At 67.0% G+C, this 16,863-nt stretch carries 17 protein-coding genes and 1 pseudogene; 15 read left to right on the top strand and 3 right to left on the bottom strand.

What is annotated here, in order from left to right:
• The first annotated feature begins 1,229 nt into the window (after positions 1–1,229).
• From KB201_RS24305 to KB201_RS24275, 7 genes are all read left to right on the top strand, one after another.
• The gene (locus KB201_RS24305; RefSeq protein ID WP_058251794.1) at positions 1,230–2,489 is read left to right on the top strand and encodes an HNH endonuclease signature motif containing protein; all 1,260 of its coding nucleotides are present in this window, start codon (positions 1,230–1,232) and stop codon (positions 2,487–2,489) included.
• 225 nt (positions 2,490–2,714) lie between these two features.
• Positions 2,715–2,921: a hypothetical protein gene (locus KB201_RS24300; RefSeq protein ID WP_058251793.1), complete on the top strand. Its 207-nt coding sequence runs from the start codon at positions 2,715–2,717 to the stop codon at positions 2,919–2,921.
• A gap of 66 nt (positions 2,922–2,987) precedes the next feature.
• Positions 2,988–4,223, top strand: coding sequence for an alkane 1-monooxygenase (locus KB201_RS24295; protein WP_058251792.1), 1,236 nt, complete (start codon positions 2,988–2,990; stop codon positions 4,221–4,223).
• On the top strand, positions 4,220–4,432 hold the full coding sequence (locus KB201_RS24290; RefSeq protein ID WP_211540866.1) for a rubredoxin: 213 nt from the start codon (positions 4,220–4,222) through the stop codon (positions 4,430–4,432). The genes KB201_RS24295 and KB201_RS24290 overlap by 4 nt, the downstream gene beginning before the upstream one ends.
• Positions 4,429–4,608, top strand: coding sequence for a rubredoxin (locus KB201_RS24285; RefSeq protein ID WP_058251790.1), 180 nt, complete (start codon positions 4,429–4,431; stop codon positions 4,606–4,608). Before KB201_RS24290 ends, KB201_RS24285 begins: the two co-directional genes overlap by 4 nt.
• Complete coding sequence (locus KB201_RS24280; RefSeq protein WP_211540863.1) at positions 4,605–5,801, top strand: NAD(P)/FAD-dependent oxidoreductase; 1,197 nt, start codon at positions 4,605–4,607, stop codon at positions 5,799–5,801. The genes KB201_RS24285 and KB201_RS24280 overlap by 4 nt, the downstream gene beginning before the upstream one ends.
• Positions 5,798–6,400, top strand: a complete 603-nt coding sequence (locus KB201_RS24275) for a TetR family transcriptional regulator (RefSeq protein WP_065632366.1) — start codon at positions 5,798–5,800, stop codon at positions 6,398–6,400. Before KB201_RS24280 ends, KB201_RS24275 begins: the two co-directional genes overlap by 4 nt.
• A 2-nt stretch (positions 6,401–6,402) precedes the next feature.
• On the opposite strand, the gene KB201_RS24270 is transcribed toward KB201_RS24275, so the two are convergent.
• A complete protein-coding gene (locus KB201_RS24270; RefSeq protein WP_249146445.1) occupies positions 6,403–7,932 on the bottom strand; it encodes a phospholipase D-like domain-containing protein in 1,530 nt (509 codons plus the stop codon).
• A gap of 149 nt (positions 7,933–8,081) precedes the next feature.
• On the opposite strand from KB201_RS24270, the gene KB201_RS24265 reads away from it, so the two are divergent.
• The 4 genes and pseudogenes from KB201_RS24265 to KB201_RS24250 all read left to right on the top strand — a co-directional run bounded on the left by KB201_RS24265 (position 8,082) and on the right by KB201_RS24250 (position 11,917).
• Positions 8,082–8,675, top strand: coding sequence for a CHAP domain-containing protein (locus KB201_RS24265; protein ID WP_058251867.1), 594 nt, complete (start codon positions 8,082–8,084; stop codon positions 8,673–8,675).
• 2 nt (positions 8,676–8,677) lie between these two features.
• Entirely contained in the window at positions 8,678–9,313 is a 636-nt protein-coding gene (locus KB201_RS24260) for a DUF2461 domain-containing protein (RefSeq protein WP_211540857.1), read from the top strand.
• Positions 9,314–9,506: 193 nt separating this feature from the next.
• Positions 9,507–10,904 carry an amidohydrolase family protein gene (locus tag KB201_RS24255; RefSeq protein ID WP_058251785.1) on the top strand — a complete coding sequence of 466 codons (1,398 nt, stop codon included), beginning with the start codon at positions 9,507–9,509 and terminating at the stop codon, positions 10,902–10,904.
• A 79-nt stretch (positions 10,905–10,983) separates the two neighbouring features.
• Positions 10,984–11,917, top strand: a pseudogene (locus KB201_RS24250) (antibiotic biosynthesis monooxygenase).
• Positions 11,918–11,937: 20 nt separating this feature from the next.
• Here the strand turns inward: KB201_RS24250 and KB201_RS24245 are convergent.
• The gene (locus KB201_RS24245) at positions 11,938–12,345 is read right to left on the bottom strand and encodes a YchJ family protein (protein ID WP_058251783.1); all 408 of its coding nucleotides are present in this window, start codon (positions 12,343–12,345) and stop codon (positions 11,938–11,940) included.
• Between the two features lie 94 nt (positions 12,346–12,439).
• Between KB201_RS24245 and KB201_RS24240 the strand changes: the two genes are divergently transcribed.
• Positions 12,440–12,664 carry a dodecin gene (locus KB201_RS24240; protein ID WP_058251782.1) on the top strand — a complete coding sequence of 75 codons (225 nt, stop codon included), beginning with the start codon at positions 12,440–12,442 and terminating at the stop codon, positions 12,662–12,664.
• A 29-nt stretch (positions 12,665–12,693) separates the two neighbouring features.
• Here KB201_RS24240 and KB201_RS24235 read toward each other — a convergent pair whose 3' ends face one another.
• On the bottom strand, positions 12,694–13,584 hold the full coding sequence (locus KB201_RS24235; RefSeq protein ID WP_078113215.1) for an alpha/beta fold hydrolase: 891 nt from the start codon (positions 13,582–13,584) through the stop codon (positions 12,694–12,696).
• A gap of 75 nt (positions 13,585–13,659) precedes the next feature.
• Between KB201_RS24235 and KB201_RS24230 the strand changes: the two genes are divergently transcribed.
• The 3 genes from KB201_RS24230 (at position 13,660) to eutC (ending at position 16,573) form a co-directional block, all read left to right on the top strand.
• Positions 13,660–14,265, top strand: a complete 606-nt coding sequence (locus KB201_RS24230) for a TetR/AcrR family transcriptional regulator (protein ID WP_058251781.1) — start codon at positions 13,660–13,662, stop codon at positions 14,263–14,265.
• 92 nt (positions 14,266–14,357) lie between these two features.
• Positions 14,358–15,767, top strand: a complete 1,410-nt coding sequence (locus KB201_RS24225; protein ID WP_058251780.1) for an ethanolamine ammonia-lyase subunit EutB — start codon at positions 14,358–14,360, stop codon at positions 15,765–15,767.
• On the top strand, positions 15,764–16,573 hold the full coding sequence (gene eutC / locus KB201_RS24220; RefSeq protein ID WP_211540854.1) for an ethanolamine ammonia-lyase subunit EutC: 810 nt from the start codon (positions 15,764–15,766) through the stop codon (positions 16,571–16,573). Before KB201_RS24225 ends, eutC begins: the two co-directional genes overlap by 4 nt.
• Positions 16,574–16,863 lie beyond the last annotated feature (290 nt).

Raw genomic sequence — 16,863 nt, 5'->3', positions numbered from 1 at the left:
GTCGATCCTGGCCAAGGTCGCCCGCGCCCGCGCCGCACTCGAACAAGGAGTTAGCTAAAACCGAGACACACCACTAGAAGGTCGGCGGCCGTCAGTGACCGTGTCGGCAATCGGCGCCGAACGCCCGACCCGGTCAAGCGCGCTTCTCGACAATGCGGAGCGCGTGTCCAGTCCGGTGGCGACGTCGCTACCTGGCCGCTGAGATGCAGCAGACCAATGAGTTCTCACGTCGCCGAGCCCCTCGATGACCCGCCGAACCTGACCGGCCCGGGCCCGATGATGGGTTGATCGATGTACGTCACGGCTCGTTCCGTCAACGAGTTCACCGCCGCGCACACTGGTGGAGGTCGGTGCGGGCTCTCTCGACCCACGTGCTCCCGCCGACAATTCGTCGCCGAAAAAACTTTCCGCGAACCGAGTTCGGCGCACCGCGAGACGGGGTTTGCCCGGACGACTGGACATCGACCCGACGTCTATCGACTTCAACCGACCCGAACCCGTCGACGACCTCCGGCATCGGATCGGACGGAGACCGCCGGATACCTGTCCGACCACGACCTCACCACCCAGGACCCGGCGGGTCACCGCGACCAGAGAACACCGGGTCGTAGCCCCGCCGCGCACTTACCCGCGGGGCGCCACAAGAGAGCCTCACCGGAGCAGGCCGAGACCCGCCGGCCGGCCACACCCGAGGGACACGCCCTCAACAGCCAACGCGCCCACATCGGTACCTGAAAAGGGCGTCACCGACGCAACAGTTGCGGTAGGCGACGTCACGGTGACACAGCTGTTCCACCTCGAACCCTGCCGACTTTCCGCCCGGGTAGGCGGCACGACGGCTCCCCCGGTCCTACGTATGCCTGCACCATCGAGGCGACCGTTTCGACGACCCAGTCAGTGTCTCGGCGACAGCCATTCCCGCATACTCAGCGGCATCTGAAATCGCTGAGCGCTGAGCCGGACGATACCCTTCGGCCCCCAACACATATCGCCGTTACCTTCCGCACGCCGGCCACGCCAGTCCGGTCGCCTCCTGGGACGTCGAGACTGCTCCACCAGCAAAAAATGCGCGCCCGTCCGGGCGTACTCGAAAACTGGAGTGACTTGAACCGGCCACTGACCACGAGAAGCGCACAGTCAACGCCATCAGACGCACAGTGAACGAAATATGCTGCACAGTAGATGAATTCGCGGTTCTCGGCTTGTGGAATTTCCTCGAAATCGAACGGATGTTCCTGTACTGTGGAGTCATGCCAGAGCTCGCCACTCTCCTCGATCAGCTCATCGAGACCACCCCGCCCGCCGACGACCCAACCGGCAGAGCAACATTCGACTCCCTCGACACGTGGCGTCTGATCCGCAACCTTGCTGACCATCAGATCGCCACGCACGCAGCGCAACTCGACGCCCTCGGTGTCGCACAGAAGGCCGGAAGCACCACCAAGAAACTGCTGATCGAGTCAGGCCACGCACCGGCCGCCGCGCACCGCACCATGCGAAGCGTCGATGCGTTGCCGGGGTTGCCTGCGCTGTCTCGTCATGCCGCTGACGGGCGGCTGTCCGGCGAGGTCGTCGATGCCATCGTCCGCGGCATGAACGAGATCGAAAAACGGTGTGGTGACGCTCTTCCCGAGGGGGAACGCTCCCGGTATGAGATCGAACTCATCGCCCAAGCACTATCCGGTGCAACACCGACCGAAGTGCTCAAGCATGCTCACGCCATCAGCAACGCCCTCGCCGACGCCTCTGACGCCGGAACCCCAGCGTCGGACGATGCACGCTTGAACTCGGTGAACGCGCACACCACCGACGACGGCCGCGTCGAGGTGCGTGCCGACCTCACCCAGGTCGTGGGTGAGAAGTTCCTGGCCATGATCGACGAACGGTCCTGCCCACGGCCCGAACCCGACGGCGCCGAGGATCGACGCACCGCAGAGCAGCGTCGCGCCGACGCTTTCGAGTTGATCCTCGACCAAGCAGCGATCGGCGCGAGCATCGACACCGTCGGAAGCCCACGCACCCAATTGATGCTGACGATCCCCGCGACCGGAGACCTCGCAACACTGCCGTGGACCGGAACCGTCAGCCAACCTACAGCCCGACAGGTCTCATGTGACGGATCCTTGACCGAGATCATCCTCAATGGCGAAGGCGTGCCGCTGCAGATGGGCCACACCCACCGCTTGTTCCCGGCGCACCTGCGCAAAGCAATGATCGTCCGCGACGCCTGCTGCATCAAATGCGGTGCGCCACCGTCACATACCCAGGTCCACCACATCAAGCCGTGGGCCGACGGCGGACCCACCGACCTCGACAACGGCTGCCTGCTCTGCCAACGCTGCCATACGCAGGTCCACCACCACGGCTGGGACATCGTGATGGGTTTCGACCGACACCCTTGGCTCGTCCCACCCCCCAGTATTGACCCACACCGCCGACCGTTACCCGCCTACAACCGACGCACCATGCGCCTCGACGACGCCGCCTGACTCCACCCTTCCGACACACACCTCACGCGCCGCACCCGGGCCAAACCCGGGACCGCATCTGTACTTTGACAACTCCACAGCGGAACACGACCGACCCGCTCCCACTCGACCTGTCGAGCGGGAGCGGGTTCCGGGCAGCCGAACCCGAACTCGGCGGCGACCACAGGAACAGGCCTCGGACCAGCACCACGACAGCGAGCAGCGCTCCGCCCCTGCGGAGCCGTGATGGGCAAGACCTCGGCCGTGGCCATGGACCAGCTCAAGGTGCTCGTGTTCACCAACGTGCGAACCGACGGGGTCGACTCGACGACCGAGATGAAGGACAGGGTGGTCTCGAAGACCCCGGCAGCGGCGAGCGACCTTCCTGCCGCCCAGGTCCCCGTCGGACGTCCCCGCACCAACGCTTCTTTACAAATAGACGTCAATGTCTAGACAACGGACATTGTCGCGGTTAATGTCTAGTAGCGTAGAACACAGCCCGCCCAGACAGGAGCGCGTATGAGTACCGCACCGACCCCGTTCACCGCGGACGACTCCCCCGCCGAGTGGAAGGACCGCAAACGCCATCTCTGGCTGCTCGGCCTGATCCCGCCGACGTCGATCTTTCTCGCAATGGGTCTCGTCGCCGGCTTCAATGCGATCGGCCACGGTTTCGACGTCGTGTCGCCGGTGTGGTGGTGGATCGGACCGCTACTCGTCTACGTTCTGCTCCCGATCCTCGACGTGTTCTTCGGGCCCGACGGATCGAATCCGCCCGAAGAGCTGATGGAGCAGCTGGAGAACGACAAGTACTACCGCTACTGCACGTACGTGTACATCCCGTTCCAGCTCGCGAGTCTCGTGATGGCCTGCTACCTGTGGACGGCCGACGACCTCAGTTGGCTCGGCATCGACGGCGGGCTCGGGCTCGCGTCGAAGATCGGGCTGGCGCTGTCGATCGGCGCGATGGGCGGGATCGGAATCAACACCGCTCACGAACTGGGGCACAAGAAGGACGATCTGGAACGCTGGTTGTCGAAGATCACTCTCGCCCAGACGTTTTACGGTCACTTCTACATCGAGCACAACCGTGGGCACCACGTGCGGGTCGCGACGCCCGAAGATCCGGCCAGCTCCCGTTTCGGAGAGTCGTTCTGGCGCTTCCTCCCCCGTAGCGTCTGGGGAAGCCTCACGTCCTCCGTCGAGCTCGAACGCAAACGCCTCGAGCGGGCGGGCAAGCCCTTCTGGCATCCGAGCAACGACGTCCTCAACGCATGGGCGATGTCGATCGTGCTGTGGGGGGCGCTCACCGCGATCTTCGGCTGGGAGATCCTCCCCTTCCTCGTGATCCAGGCCGTCTACGGTTTCTCACTGCTGGAGACCGTGAACTACCTCGAGCACTACGGTCTACTCCGCCAGAAGACGCGGACCGGCCGCTACGAGCGGTGCACGCCCGAGCACAGCTGGAACTCCGACCACATCTGCACCAACATCTTCCTGTACCACCTCCAGCGCCACAGCGATCACCATGCGAACCCCACCCGGAGGTATCAGACCCTGCGCAGCTTCGACGGCGCGCCCAACCTGCCGAGCGGATACGCGAGCATGATCACGCTCGCCTACTTCCCACCGATCTGGCGGCGTGTGATGGACAAGCGGGTGCTCGACCACTACGACGGAGACGTCGAACGGATCAACATCGCACCGCACCGCCGCGAACGCGTCCTGGCCGAGCACGGGGTGTCGCCGCGATGAGCACCTTCCGTTGTCCGGTCTGCGATTACGTCTACGACGAGACCGTCGGCGCTCCCCGGGAGGGCTTCCCGCCCGGCACCCCCTGGGCCACCATTCCCGACGACTGGCCGTGCCCCGACTGCGGCGTGCGGGAGAAGATCGACTTCCTCGGCGCCGGGAGCGAAGCGAGCGGGCCGGATGAAATCAGCGAAGGGAACTCTGTGCGATGAACTTCAAGCTCTTCCGTTGTGAGGTCTGCGGTTTCGAGTACGACGAAGAGCTCGGCTGGCCGGAGGACGGCATCGAGCCGGGCACCCGCTGGGCCGACATCCCCGACGACTGGAGCTGCCCGGACTGCGGTGCTGCCAAGGCCGATTTCGAGATGGTCGAGGTGGCCCGTCCGTGAGCGCCGGCACCACCCGGGGCGGTTCGGTGGTGATCGTCGGCACCGGCGTCGCCGGCATCACGGCTGCGGAGTCGCTGCGTTCCAACGGTTTCGACGGGACAATCACCGTGTTCGGGAAGGAGCCACAACTCCCCTACCGTCGAACGGCGCTGAGCAAGAACCTCGTCGACGGCGACCTGACGGACGCCAAGATCACGCTCCGTCCGCCCGGGTACTGGTCGGATCGGGGCATCGAGATCGTGACCTCGACGCGCGTCGCCGACGTCGACACCTCGTCGCGGCGGGTCTGTCTCGCCGACTCCTCCCAAGTGGATTACGACGCGCTGGTCCTGGCCACCGGAGGGCGTGCCCGGCGACTCCCCGGCACGACGTCGTCCCCGCTCGCCCTGCGCACCCGGCACGACGCGGCGGAGCTCCGGCACGCGATCCAGGACGGGCCGGTGATCGTTCTCGGCGGCGGACTGATCGGACTGGAGATCGCCGCAGCCGTGGCGTCGACCGGAGACGGTTCGCGCGTCACCGTCATCGAGCGCGAGACGTCGCTGTTGTCGCGGGTCGTTCCGGCAACGGTGGGCGAGGCGGTGGCGACCCTGCACCGGGAACGCGGGGTGCAGATCCTCACCGGCGTGGTGCCCGCCACGATCACCGCCGAGTCCGTGGCGTTGGCGGACGGGCGGACGTTGACCGGAACGGTGATCAGCGCGATCGGAATGGAGCCCGATCTCGAATTACCGCACAGCGCAGGGATTCCCGTCGATGCGGCCGGGATCGTCGTCGACGATTTGCTGCGAACCCGAGTCCCCGGCGTCTACGCGGCTGGCGACGTCGCAGCGCGGCCCCATCCGTTGACGGGCGCACCGATGCGTGCCGAGCAGTGGCTCACCGCGACCGAGCACGGCAGACTGGTCGCCATGACGATCGCCGCCGACCTCGGGCTGGACACCGGCATCAGCACTGCGGTACCGCGTGTGCCACTGGCCTGGACGATGCAGTACACGACCAACATCCAGATCGTCGGGTGGCCGACATCGGGAGATCGTGTGGAGGTCGACCTGGACGACTCCTGCTCTGTCGTGCGGGCTTTCGCCGGCAGTCGTCTCGTCGGCGCGGTCTGCCTGGGCAGGGGCGGCTCGGGACGAGCCCTGCGCGCCGAGATCGAGTCATCTCTCCAGCCGGTCGGTGCGCGCGGATGACGACTCGCAACTATGCGCAGGACAGCAAAGCCCTGCTGCACAACTCGCTGCTCGACGGACTGCACGACCTGCTGCTGGACCGGGACTGGGCGGCGGTGCGCATGTCCGATGTGGCCGCCGCGACGGGGGTCAGCCGCCAGACCGTCTACAACGAGTTCGGTTCCCGGTACGGCCTCGCGCAGGGCTACGCGGTGCGGTTGGCGGGCCGTTTCGCCGGCCATGTCGCAGACTCCTTGGCGAGTTCCGTCGACGACGTCACCGAGGCCTTGCACAAGGGGTTCGGTGAATTCTTCGCCGGAGTCGCCACCGACCCGCTGATCGCCTCGCTGCTGTCCGGCGAGGCCAAACCCGATCTGATGAAGCTGATCACCACCGATGCGGCACCGATCATCACCACGGCCGCCGACCGGCTGGCCGAGGCCTTCCGCGAGTCCGAGTGGCTGTCGATGCCGGAGTCCGACGTCGTGCGGATCTCGCGCGCGATCACCAGGATGGCGCTGAGTTACATCGCGATGCCCCCGGAGGGCGATCGCGACGTCGCATCCGACCTCGCCGAGGTCATCGCCCCCGCCATCGAGGCGGCCCGCACGCGGGTGTGACGTCAGCGCCGCAGCAGGTTCCGCGTGCCTCGACGGATCACCGCGCGGTAGATGCGGTCGATCGTGCCGATCCGCGCGTCCTCCGGGTCCACGAGTTCGTTCTCCGCGATGACAGACTCCTCGCCGTCGATCGTCTCGTGATCGAATGCCTCGAGTGTCCGGCCCGGGCCGGTCAGCCGATCGACCGCCCCGACGAGCGAATTCTCCTGTGCCACGGCATCGTCGAACACCTCGTGGTCGGCGCCCAGATGCTCGGACAACAACCGCGTGCGCATGGACAGGATCGTCTCGCGCAGGTCGCCGTCGGCAGGGTCGTTCGGATCGGCCTCGATGGCGACGTCACACTCGCTGTCGAATCCGAGCGACCGGTTGTTGAGGTTCGAGGACCCGATGCGCAGGAGGACGTCGTCGACGATGAGCACCTTGGCGTGCACGTAGATCGGGTCCCCCTCGGCGGTCACCGGGTAGAAGGCACGGAATCTGTCGTACTTGTCAGCGCGCCACAGGAGTTGCAGGAGCTTGTGCCGCGCACCGTCCATGGCGAGCCGTTCCATTGGACTGTCCGCATGCCTCGGCAGCACCAGGACGATCTCGGGCCCGTCGGGCTCGGCGAGCCGTTCCGCCAGCGCGTCCGCGACCTCGCGCGCCGCAAGGTACTGGCTCTCTATGTAGATCGTGCGGCGGGCCGCGGCGAAGGCCGCACGGTACAGGCGCCGGATCTCCTCGACCTGGGGCCGGTCGTCGTACTGCGGAATCGTCCGGGCCACCGCGACGTCGCAGTCGGTGAACGTGACGTCGAGATCCGTCGGCCAGATGTCGGGGCCGTCGGTGTCGACGAGGGGTTTGAGGCTTTCGCCGGTGGCGGCCTCCCACCGGTCGAGAGCGACGGACGCGACCACGCGCGCGGCGTCGCCGTCGAGGGCGACCGTGGCGTCATGCCAGGGCCCATGCGGTCGGCCATCGGGGTCCCGGCGGAACTCGTTGTGCGACAGATGTTCCGAAGTGTCCCACCGGTTCACCGTCATGTCGATGCCGCCACAGAACGCGAACTGGTCGTCGATCACCGCGATCTTCTGATGATGCGCGGCGGAGACCGGGTGGGCGGCGTCGATCCGGTAGTGCAGACGACGGCCGGTGAGCAGATCCTGGACGAAGGGCGGCGCGACTCCGCGCAGGATGCCGGTGAACGCGCCGGTGCTCCAGCGCAGGACGTAGATCTCCAGTTCCGGACGGTTGTCGATGAGCCACCGCAGGAAGTTCCCGAGCACGTCGGGGACCTCGTCGTCGGCGGTCCGCGGATCGAGCCGGATCCGGGTGTCCACGTCCCAACCGATGAGGACGATGCGGCGCCGGGCCTGCAGCAACGCCGACTTGGCGTGCAGGAAGTAGTCCGCCGCGTCGACGATGCATGCGACGCGGTCGGCGGTCGCGATCTCCCGGCACGTGTCCCCGGCACGCAGGATCGGCTCGTGATCTGACTCGTCCACCGCGTTCGCTCCTTGAATCGCCTTGGCCCCCCGACCGGCGCCCATTGTGCCAAGCGCGCATGTCGCCCGCGCGGGCGAGGCGCCGGGCGAACGCCGGCGGGGACGAGGAACGAGGCGCGGCCACGGCGCCGATGCCTACACTCGTCGAGGTGAGCGCCGACACGACTGCCGACCGACCCGCAGACGGTGCGGGCATGCGCCCGGTGCGTCGACGTGGTCGGCGGACGGTGATCGCCGCGGCGCTGGTCGTGATCGTCGTCGCGGGCGTCGGTCTCGTCGCGTGGCGGGCCGTACCCGAACGGTGGTTGCCCTGGGACACCGCCGAGTTCCCGCAGGTCGACGCGTCCGAGCTGACTCCGGATCAGCTGCGGATCGTCGAAGCGGTTCGCCACGAACACGCCGTTCAGCGCCCGGGGACGTTCTACTCCGAGGGTGTCGACGAGCCGTGGTGCGCGAACTTCGTGAGCTGGATCATGCGTTCGGCGGGTCGCCCGCTGGTCAACCCCAACTCCGGCCACTGGCGCATTCCCGGCGTGTACACACTGCAGGAGTACTACGAGGCAGACAACCGTTTCGAGGCCGTCGGTGACTACACGCCCCGGGTGGGCGACGTCGTGCTCTACGACCGGTCCTCCCGATTCGGCCAGCACACCAACATTGTCGTCGCAGTCGACGGCGACACCGCGGTCACGGTGGGCGGCAACGAGATGGGCCGCATCCGCATCCACTCGCTGGACTGGCAATCCGACGGCGGTGTCCTCGGCTTCGGACGCGTCCTGCCGGAGTGACGATGACAGACTTCACGGGATTCACCGAAGCCGCACTCGACTTCTACGACGACCTGGAGATCGACAACTCCAAGGCGTTCTGGGAAGACCACAAGGACGTCTATCGTTCCGCGGTCGCCGAGCCCATGCGAGCCCTCACCGACGCGCTGGCCGACGAGTTCGGCCCGGCCAAGATCTTCCGGCCGTATCGCGACGTCCGATTCTCGAAGGACAAGACGCCGTACAAGACCCACCAGGGCGCATTCGTCGCCGTGGCCCCGGCCACCGGGTACTACGTGCAGATCGGCGCACCGGGTGTTCGCGTCGGCGCGGGCTTCTACGAGGCCACCCCGGCCCGGCTCGCCGAGATTCGGAAGTCCATCGACCACGACCGCAGCGGACCCGAGCTCGAGAGCCTGCTCCGGCGGCTCACGGGGGACGGCTGGGAGATCGCCGGGGACCGGCTGAAGACCGCACCTCGCGGGTACGACGTCGCTCACCCGCGGATCGAACTACTTCGCCACCGACCGCTGTCGGTGGGGCGGGACTACGGATTCGACCAGATCATCCATTCCGCGGAACTCGTCGATCGGGTGCGGCGGGACTGGCGGGCGACGGTCCCGCTCGTCGAATGGATCGCGGTCCACACCGGTAGCTGAGAGCCCGCACCGACCGGTCCGCGCGACACATGGAAACGATCAGACGGCGACTTCGACGGTTGGCGCGCGCGTGCGACGGGAGGCGGGTGATACTGGTCGCCGACCGCGTCCGAGATCCGAGGACGATCACAGGCACCCGGGTGGACCTCCGATGACGATCCGAGTTTGTGACCCCGATGCCCGAGGAGCACCGATGACCGACACCGTCCACTACGGGCACATCTTCCATCTCGCCGGCAGTCCCGCGATCACCGAGGCGGTGGACGCGCTGGTATCGATACCCGACGGAGCTCTGGTGGTAGGCGACGACGGCACGATCAAGTTCGCCGGCGAGAGATCCGAGCTCCCTTCCGAATTCGCGAGCGCGGAGGCGCACGAGCACCCGAGCGGGTATCTCATCCCGGGCTTCGTCGACACCCACATCCACTTCCCGCAGACCTACGCCGGCGACTCCTACGGCGGCGGGCAACTGCTCGAATGGCTCAATCTGTGCATCTTCCCGTCCGAATCCAAGTTCGCCGACCCCGAATTCGCCCAGGCCGCTGCGGTCGAGTTCACCCGGCGACGGGTCGCCGCGGGTACGACGGCGATGATGGTGTTCGGTTCCGCCTTCCCCCACGCCCAGGATTCCCTGTTCACCGAGACCCAGAAGGCCGGGCTGCGTATCGTGGCCGGCCGCGGCATCCAGACCGTCGGCGGTGACACCGCCAAGCCGCTGCTGACCTCGGAGGAGGAGGCCATCCGCCTCACCCGGGCCGAGATCGACAAGTGGCATGCCGCCGACACCGGCGACTACCGGACCGCGTTGCTGCACGTCGCGATCGTGCCGCGGTTCTCGCTGTCGGTGACCACCGAGACGCTGAAGAACCTCGGCGACCTGTACGACGAATACCGCGAGCAGGGCGTCTACGTCCACAGCCACCTCAACGAGAACAACCGTCCCGGCACCGGAGAGGTGGACACCACCAAGGAGGTCTACCAGGTCGACTCCTACCTCGACACCTATGACGGGAAGTTCCTGCCCGGATCGCAGGTCGGCGGCAAGAGCCTGCTCGGTCCGCGGACCATCCTCGCGCACTGCGTGCACTGCCAGGACGCCGAACTCGCGCGCATGGCCGAGACCGGTACCTCGATCTCGCATTGTCCGGTGTCGCAGTTGTTCCTCGGATCCGGCACGATGCCGTGGAAGCGCACCGTGGCGGCGGGTGTAAACATCTCCGCCGGAACCGATTTCGGCGGCGGCGACGAATGGCTCGTCCCGCGCGTACTCGGAGATGCCTTCAAACAGCACATCACCGAGCCCGGAGACGCCGGGGTGTCGATGCACCCGGCCGAAATGCTGTTCATCGGGACCGTCGGCGGGGCCCGGGCACTCGACATGGAGAACCGTTTCGGCAACTTCGATGAGGGCAAGGAAGCCGACTTCCTGGTCATCGAACCCATGGACGCCTTGAAGTCCACGCTGGAGAACGCCGTCCGGTCCGACGATGCCGATCTCGCCCGCGACCAGACCCTGTTCGGCCTGCTGATGGGCCTCCGCGAATCGTCCATCGCCGAGGTCTACGTCCAGGGGCGTCGGGTCACCGTCTGACCGACGGCCCGACGCCGACGACCGGCAGGATACGACGATCGTCACCACCCACGACGCCACAAGCACCGCGATCATCGCGGTGTCGGTCTTCCACGCCCCCGAAACCGGCGATTTCGCGGAGTGGGCCGCGACGCTCGCCGCATCGGCCACCGACTCCGACGGCTGTCTGGGTGTAGCGATCTCGGCGGTGACCGACGGACATTTCGATCCGGCGGTCGCCACCACCTTCGTCGACGAGGACGCCCTGGACCGTTGGCTCGACAGCTCGGGTCACCGCGCGGCGCTCGATGCCGGACGAGCGCACGGTTGGCTACCGGCGACGCCCGTGCTCGAACTCGTCGACGGCCGGTCGCCACCTCCGGGAGTCGGCGCCTTCCGTCACGACATCGTCGCGGGCGCGGTCGGCGACTTCGTCGCCGCGCAGCACGTTTTGGTCCAGGCGGCAAGCGAATTCGGCGGGTACGAGGGAACCGCCCTGTTCGTCGACGAGCAGCGCGAGACATCGCTGTCCGTGTTGCGGTTCCGCACCGACCGGCAGCTCGCGGCCTGGGTGTCGTCGAGCCGGCGCAGCGAAGCGCTCGCCGGGTTGCGCTCGAGTCTCACCCACGACTTCGAGACGATGGCGAGCACCACCGCGTTCGGTACCACCGTGCGCACCGACCGCGGCCGAATCCTGAAGACGCCGAACTGGAAGTCGGCGATGATCGTGCTGCTCGTGCTCTATCCGACGGTGATGACCCCTGTCGCGGTTTCTCGGCCCTACGCTCGATCGGCTCGGCGCGCAGCCATGGCTCGCGTTGTGGCTCAGCCAGGTCGTCAGCGTCACCCTGATGCAGTGGTGGCTGATGCCGTGGGCATCACGCCCGTTCCGGCGATGGCTCGACCCGGTCGAGGGGAGCAACTGGCGCAGCAATGTCGCGGGGGCGGTAGCAGTTCTGCTCGTCTACCTGCTGTGCCTGACCGTGTTCGCCAACGTGACGTGGCTGCAGTGGTGGGATTACGCCGACGCATGACGTCGGCTCCCCTGCCGGGGTCACCCGACGATCCCGTCGACATACAACCAGTGGCCCTTCGACCGGATGAACCGGCTGCGCTCATGCAGTGAGCCCCGCTCCGCGCCGGCTCGGTAGTGGGCGGTGAAGGTGACCTCGCCCTCGGTATCGAACGGTGAACCTCCCCTCCTCGACTCGATGTCGAGGCGGTACCAGCGCATCGACTCGTCCAGCTCGAGGGTGGCCGGGCGGGTGTCGGGGTGCCAACTGGCGAGCAGATGATTCCGATCCCCCAGCGCGAAAGCGGTGAAACGCGAACGCATCAACGCCTCCGCCGTCGGGGCGGCGCGCTCACCGGCAAGTACCGGCCCGCAGCAGTCGCCGAGGACGAGACCCGACAGACACGGGCATCTCTCGGAGACGTCTCGGTTTACCGATTCACTGGTCACCTTTCGATCTTAGGGGTACACAGGAAGAGCGGGCGGCCGAGCACCGGAGCCGCCGCAGCCATACCCGAAGGTTCTCACGATTGGAGCGATTCCCTTGTCGGACAACGTGTATCGAGTAATCGAAGTGGTCGGGTCCTCGACCTCCGGCACCGACGACGCCATCCGCAACGCGATCGCTCGCGCCTCGTCGACCGTCAATCACCTCGACTGGTTCGAGGTCACCGAGACCCGTGGCCACATCGAAGACGGCCAGATCGCGCACTTCCAGGTCACATTGAAGGTCGGTTTCAAGATCGAGGGATCCGGCGACACCACGTAGTCGGACCTGCGATTGTCTCGGCGCGTTCCTCATGCCTCGGATCTCGAGGCCGTGAGGAACGCGCCGATCCGTGCGGCGACGGTCTCCGGATCGTCGAGCATGGGCAGGACCGCGGCGCCCGGAATCGGCACGTAGCGGCCACGGGGTAGGAGTTCGGCGAGTCGCGGTCCGTGGGCCGGCGGCATCACGCGGTTGTCTGGCGACCACAGCACGAGCACGTTTCCGTCGAAGTCGGCGAGCGCCTCGGTACGACGGATGAGTTCGCCGGCGTCGAAATCGGTCGTCGCATACTTGGTGACGTCGCGGCGAATCCGGGGATCGGTCAAGACCGGATCGGTCCACCGCCGCATTTGCGCGGGGTCGACCGGACCGTTGACCATCCAGCCCCACAGCATGGGCAGGCGACGAAGCCATCCGATCCGCAATTGCCGCGCCGCCAGGGTGATTCCACCCGGCAGGCGCACAGCAAGGGTGGCCATCTTGCCCGGTAGACCCGGTGGGAAGTTGTCGAACGCCTCACACGGGAGGATGACCATCCGGCCGACTCGCCGGTCGAGGCCGAGTGCGGTCAGGAAAAGCGAACCGCCCCAATCGGAGTGGACAAGCGTCACATCGTCGAGGTCGAGTGCGTCGAGGACGTCGGCGACGAGTCTGACCATGCCGTCCATCGACAGGTCGGCAGTCACATCGAGGGGAATTCGGTGCGATCCCAGTGGCAGAACCGGCCGGATATATCGAAAACCACTGGGCAACAACGGGATCACCGCATTCCACACCTCATGGTCCATCAGCAGACCGTGGAGGAACACAACCGGCGGGCCGGCACCGTCATCGGCGTACTCGACGACACCGGCCGGAGTGTCGAGGCGTTTCATCGCCGTCGGCCGATACTCACTCGTCGCGTAGCCGTCCTGACTCATACCGATCTCCTCCAGAGGAACTGTTCGAACAGACGCCGGTCTTTAGAACGATCACTCTAGAACAGATGCTCTAGAATGACCAGGGTGAAGACGGACGAACGCATCGTGGTCGCGATGACCGAGCTGCTCCGTAGGCAGGGATACGCCGCGACCGGGATCAAGCAGGTCGTAGACGCCGCCGACGCGCCCATCGGGTCCATTTACCACCACTTCAGCGGCGGCAAGCGAGACGTCGCCGAGGCCGCGCTGCGTCAGTCCGGCGCCGCGTACGGGGAACTCGTCGGGATGCTGCTCGCCCCCTACGACGACATCGCGGCGGGTATCGAGGCGGCCTTCGGCTCGGCCGCTGAGACCATCGCCGAGAACGAATGGCTCAACATGTGTCCCGTCGCCACCGTCGCAGGCGAGATCGCGGACACCGAGCCGGCACTCCGGACGGCGGCTGCGGAGGTGATCGACGCGTGGGTCGAGAAGGGCACGGCACTGTATCGAACCCGTGGACTCGCCGAACCGGACGCGCGAGCCCTGATCCTCGCCGTGGTGGCCTCCCTCGAAGGGGCCTTCATCCTCGCCCGCACACAGCGGTCCACGGCCCCGATCGTCGCTGCCGGCCGGGCGATGGGCGCGTACGCGCGATCGCTGACAGCCGACACGGAGTCCACCACCGGCGCCCCCACCTGACGCTGCTCGTTCGGCATGCGCCTCCCCGACACCGAACCTAGACTTCGGAGGACCATGACGCGCAACCATTCCCATCCCGGCCCGGGTTCCCGATGAGGTACACCCAGACGATCGCCGGCACCACACACGAGTTCGACGGCCTCGTCGAACTCATGGCGAAGGCCACCCCACGCCGGTCCGGTGACGAGCTCGCCGGTTGCGCCGCGGGTTCCGATGCCGAACGAGCCGCTGCCGCTTGGCAACTCGCCGACGTGCCGTTGAGCAGGTTCGTCGATGAACCGTTGGTGCCGTACGAGTCCGACGAAGTGACCCGGCTGATCGTCGACACCCATGACCGAACCGCGTTCGCCGAGATCGCCCACCTGACGGTCGGCGGGTTCCGGGACTGGCTGCTGGAGATCGCCATTCGTTCCGACGCAGGAGAGCGACTCGCCCGCGTCGGCCCCGGCCTCACTCCCGAGATGGTGGCGGCCGCGTCGAAGATCATGCGAAACCAGGACCTGATCCTGGTGGCCGCGGCGGCGCGGGTCACGTCGGCGTTCCGTACGACCATCGGCCTGCCCGGCCGGATCGCGACACGGCTACAGCCGAACCATCCCACCGACGACCCGCGAGGCATCGCCGCGGCGACCCTCGACGGCCTGCTCATGGGGTGTGGCGACGCGGTCATCGGCATCAACCCGGCGTCGGACTCACCACGGGCGACCGCGGATCTCCTGCACATGCTCGACGACATCCGGCAGCGTTACGAGATCCCCATGCAGTCGTGTGTTCTGTCGCATGTGACGACCACCGTCGACCTCATCGAGCAGGGTGTGCCGGTCGACCTCGTGTTCCAGTCGATCGCAGGCACCGAGGGAGCCAACAAGGGATTCGGGGTGACGCTGGACATCCTGCGCGAGGCCGACGAGGCGGGTCGGTCGCTGCACCGAGGGACCGTCGGCGACAACGTGATGTACCTCGAAACCGGTCAGGGATCGGCACTTTCGGCCGGCGCGCATCTGGGAACCGGCGGCAAGCCCGTCGATCAGCAGACCCTGGAGGCGCGTGCCTACGCGGTCGCGCGAGAACTGAATCCCCTGCTGATCAACACCGTCGTCGGTTTCATCGGGCCCGAGTACCTCTACGACGGCAAGCAGATCATTCGCGCCGGTCTCGAGGATCACTTCTGCGGCAAGCTGCTCGGGCTCCCGATGGGCGTCGACGTCTGCTACACCAATCACGCCGAGGCCGACCAGGACGACATGGACACGCTCCTCACCCTGCTCGGCGTCGCCGGTGCCGCGTTCGTCATCGCCGTTCCCGGAGCGGATGATGTGATGCTCGGGTACCAGAGCCTGTCGTTCCACGACGCGCTCTACGTCCGGGAAGCACTCGGACTCCGACCGGCCCCCGAGTTCGAGTCCTGGCTGGTGCGACTAGGCATGACCGACGGCGCCGGGCGCATCCTGCCGGTGGATCCGGGCGAGTCTCCGCTCCTGTCATTGACGGCCGGCCGATGACGGAGGCCCGGCCCACATCAGCGGGCGGTCACGCGCCGCAGCCCGACCCGTGGTCCGAGCTGCGGCGCAGCACACAGGCCCGGATCGGACTCGGGCGCTCGGGCAATTCGCTGCCCTCGCGGCGGGTCCTCGAATTCCAGGCCGCCCACGCCGCCGCCCGCGACGCCGTCCACGAGCCCCTCGATGTCGACGGTTTCGCGCGCTCGATCGTCGAACTCGAACTCGATCCCCCGGTCGTCGTCACGAGCCGTGCGGGGACACGCAGCGAATACCTGCGCCGGCCCGACCTCGGCCGGTTGCCCGAAGATCTCTCCCAGGTTCCGCGCTCGGACGCCGAAGTGGGGATCGTGCTGGCCGACGGACTGTCACCGCGGGCTCTTGCCGACCACGGCCGGGGTCTCGTCGCCGCGCTCCTCCACCAGTTCGACGGCCGGTACTCCATCGCACCGCCGGTCATCGCGACCGAGGCCCGCGTCGCCCTCGGCGATCACATCGGCGAGGCGCTCGGGGTCAGCACCCTCATCGTGATCATCGGTGAGCGCCCCGGCCTCTCGGTCGCCGACAGCCTGGGCGTCTATCTCACCCACCTCCCCCGGCCGGGACGCGCCGACTCCGACCGGAACTGCATCTCGAACATCCACCCGCCCGACGGTCTGCACTACGACGTCGCCGCACGGACGACTGCCGCGCTCATCGCCGGCGCCCGGAAACTCGGACGATCCGGTGTTGCACTGAAGGACATGTCGCGCACCGGAGAACTCGACGGGATCGACGACGCGGAAGCGACGCCCCCCGCTTCCCCCTGAGGTGCGAGGAGCGCAAGCGACGCCCCCTCTGCTCCCTGAGGTGCGAGGAGCGTAAGCGACGCCCCCTCCGCTCCCTGAGGTGCGAGGAGCGCAAGCGACGCCCCCTCTGCTCCCTGAGGTGCGAGCGAAGCGAGCCACGAAGGGTCTCGCAGACGCCTCACCAGGCCCTTCGTGGCAGTGAGAATGGGTGTGGTGATTGTCGGGGGTGAGGTTTGACCTGCTTCGTGGCTGACCGTGGTGTCATGGACGAGATCTGTCGACCTCATTCCGCCGGTGATCGCCGCCGCAAA

Origin of the sequence: Gordonia sp. SCSIO 19800 (genome assembly GCF_018132775.1) — a bacterium.
Lineage (GTDB): Bacteria > Actinomycetota > Actinomycetes > Mycobacteriales > Mycobacteriaceae > Gordonia > Gordonia hongkongensis.
This window is presented reverse-complemented; position numbering and strand designations above follow the sequence as displayed.

Coding starts and splice junctions, on each gene's coding strand:
- KB201_RS24260 (WP_211540857.1), top strand. CDS start 8,678: ATGACAGACTTCACGGGATTCACCGAAGCCGCACTCGACTTCTACGAC.
- KB201_RS24255 (WP_058251785.1), top strand. CDS start 9,507: ATGACCGACACCGTCCACTACGGGCACATCTTCCATCTCGCCGGCAGT.
- KB201_RS24300 (WP_058251793.1), top strand. CDS start 2,715: ATGGGCAAGACCTCGGCCGTGGCCATGGACCAGCTCAAGGTGCTCGTG.
- KB201_RS24230 (WP_058251781.1), top strand. CDS start 13,660: ATGACCAGGGTGAAGACGGACGAACGCATCGTGGTCGCGATGACCGAG.
- KB201_RS24235 (WP_078113215.1), bottom strand. CDS start 13,584: ATGAGTCAGGACGGCTACGCGACGAGTGAGTATCGGCCGACGGCGATG.
- eutC (WP_211540854.1), top strand. CDS start 15,764: ATGACGGAGGCCCGGCCCACATCAGCGGGCGGTCACGCGCCGCAGCCC.
- KB201_RS24305 (WP_058251794.1), top strand. CDS start 1,230: ATGTTCCTGTACTGTGGAGTCATGCCAGAGCTCGCCACTCTCCTCGAT.
- KB201_RS24295 (WP_058251792.1), top strand. CDS start 2,988: ATGAGTACCGCACCGACCCCGTTCACCGCGGACGACTCCCCCGCCGAG.
- KB201_RS24275 (WP_065632366.1), top strand. CDS start 5,798: ATGACGACTCGCAACTATGCGCAGGACAGCAAAGCCCTGCTGCACAAC.
- KB201_RS24285 (WP_058251790.1), top strand. CDS start 4,429: ATGAACTTCAAGCTCTTCCGTTGTGAGGTCTGCGGTTTCGAGTACGAC.
- KB201_RS24265 (WP_058251867.1), top strand. CDS start 8,082: ATGCGCCCGGTGCGTCGACGTGGTCGGCGGACGGTGATCGCCGCGGCG.
- KB201_RS24225 (WP_058251780.1), top strand. CDS start 14,358: ATGAGGTACACCCAGACGATCGCCGGCACCACACACGAGTTCGACGGC.
- KB201_RS24270 (WP_249146445.1), bottom strand. CDS start 7,932: ATGGGCGCCGGTCGGGGGGCCAAGGCGATTCAAGGAGCGAACGCGGTG.
- KB201_RS24290 (WP_211540866.1), top strand. CDS start 4,220: ATGAGCACCTTCCGTTGTCCGGTCTGCGATTACGTCTACGACGAGACC.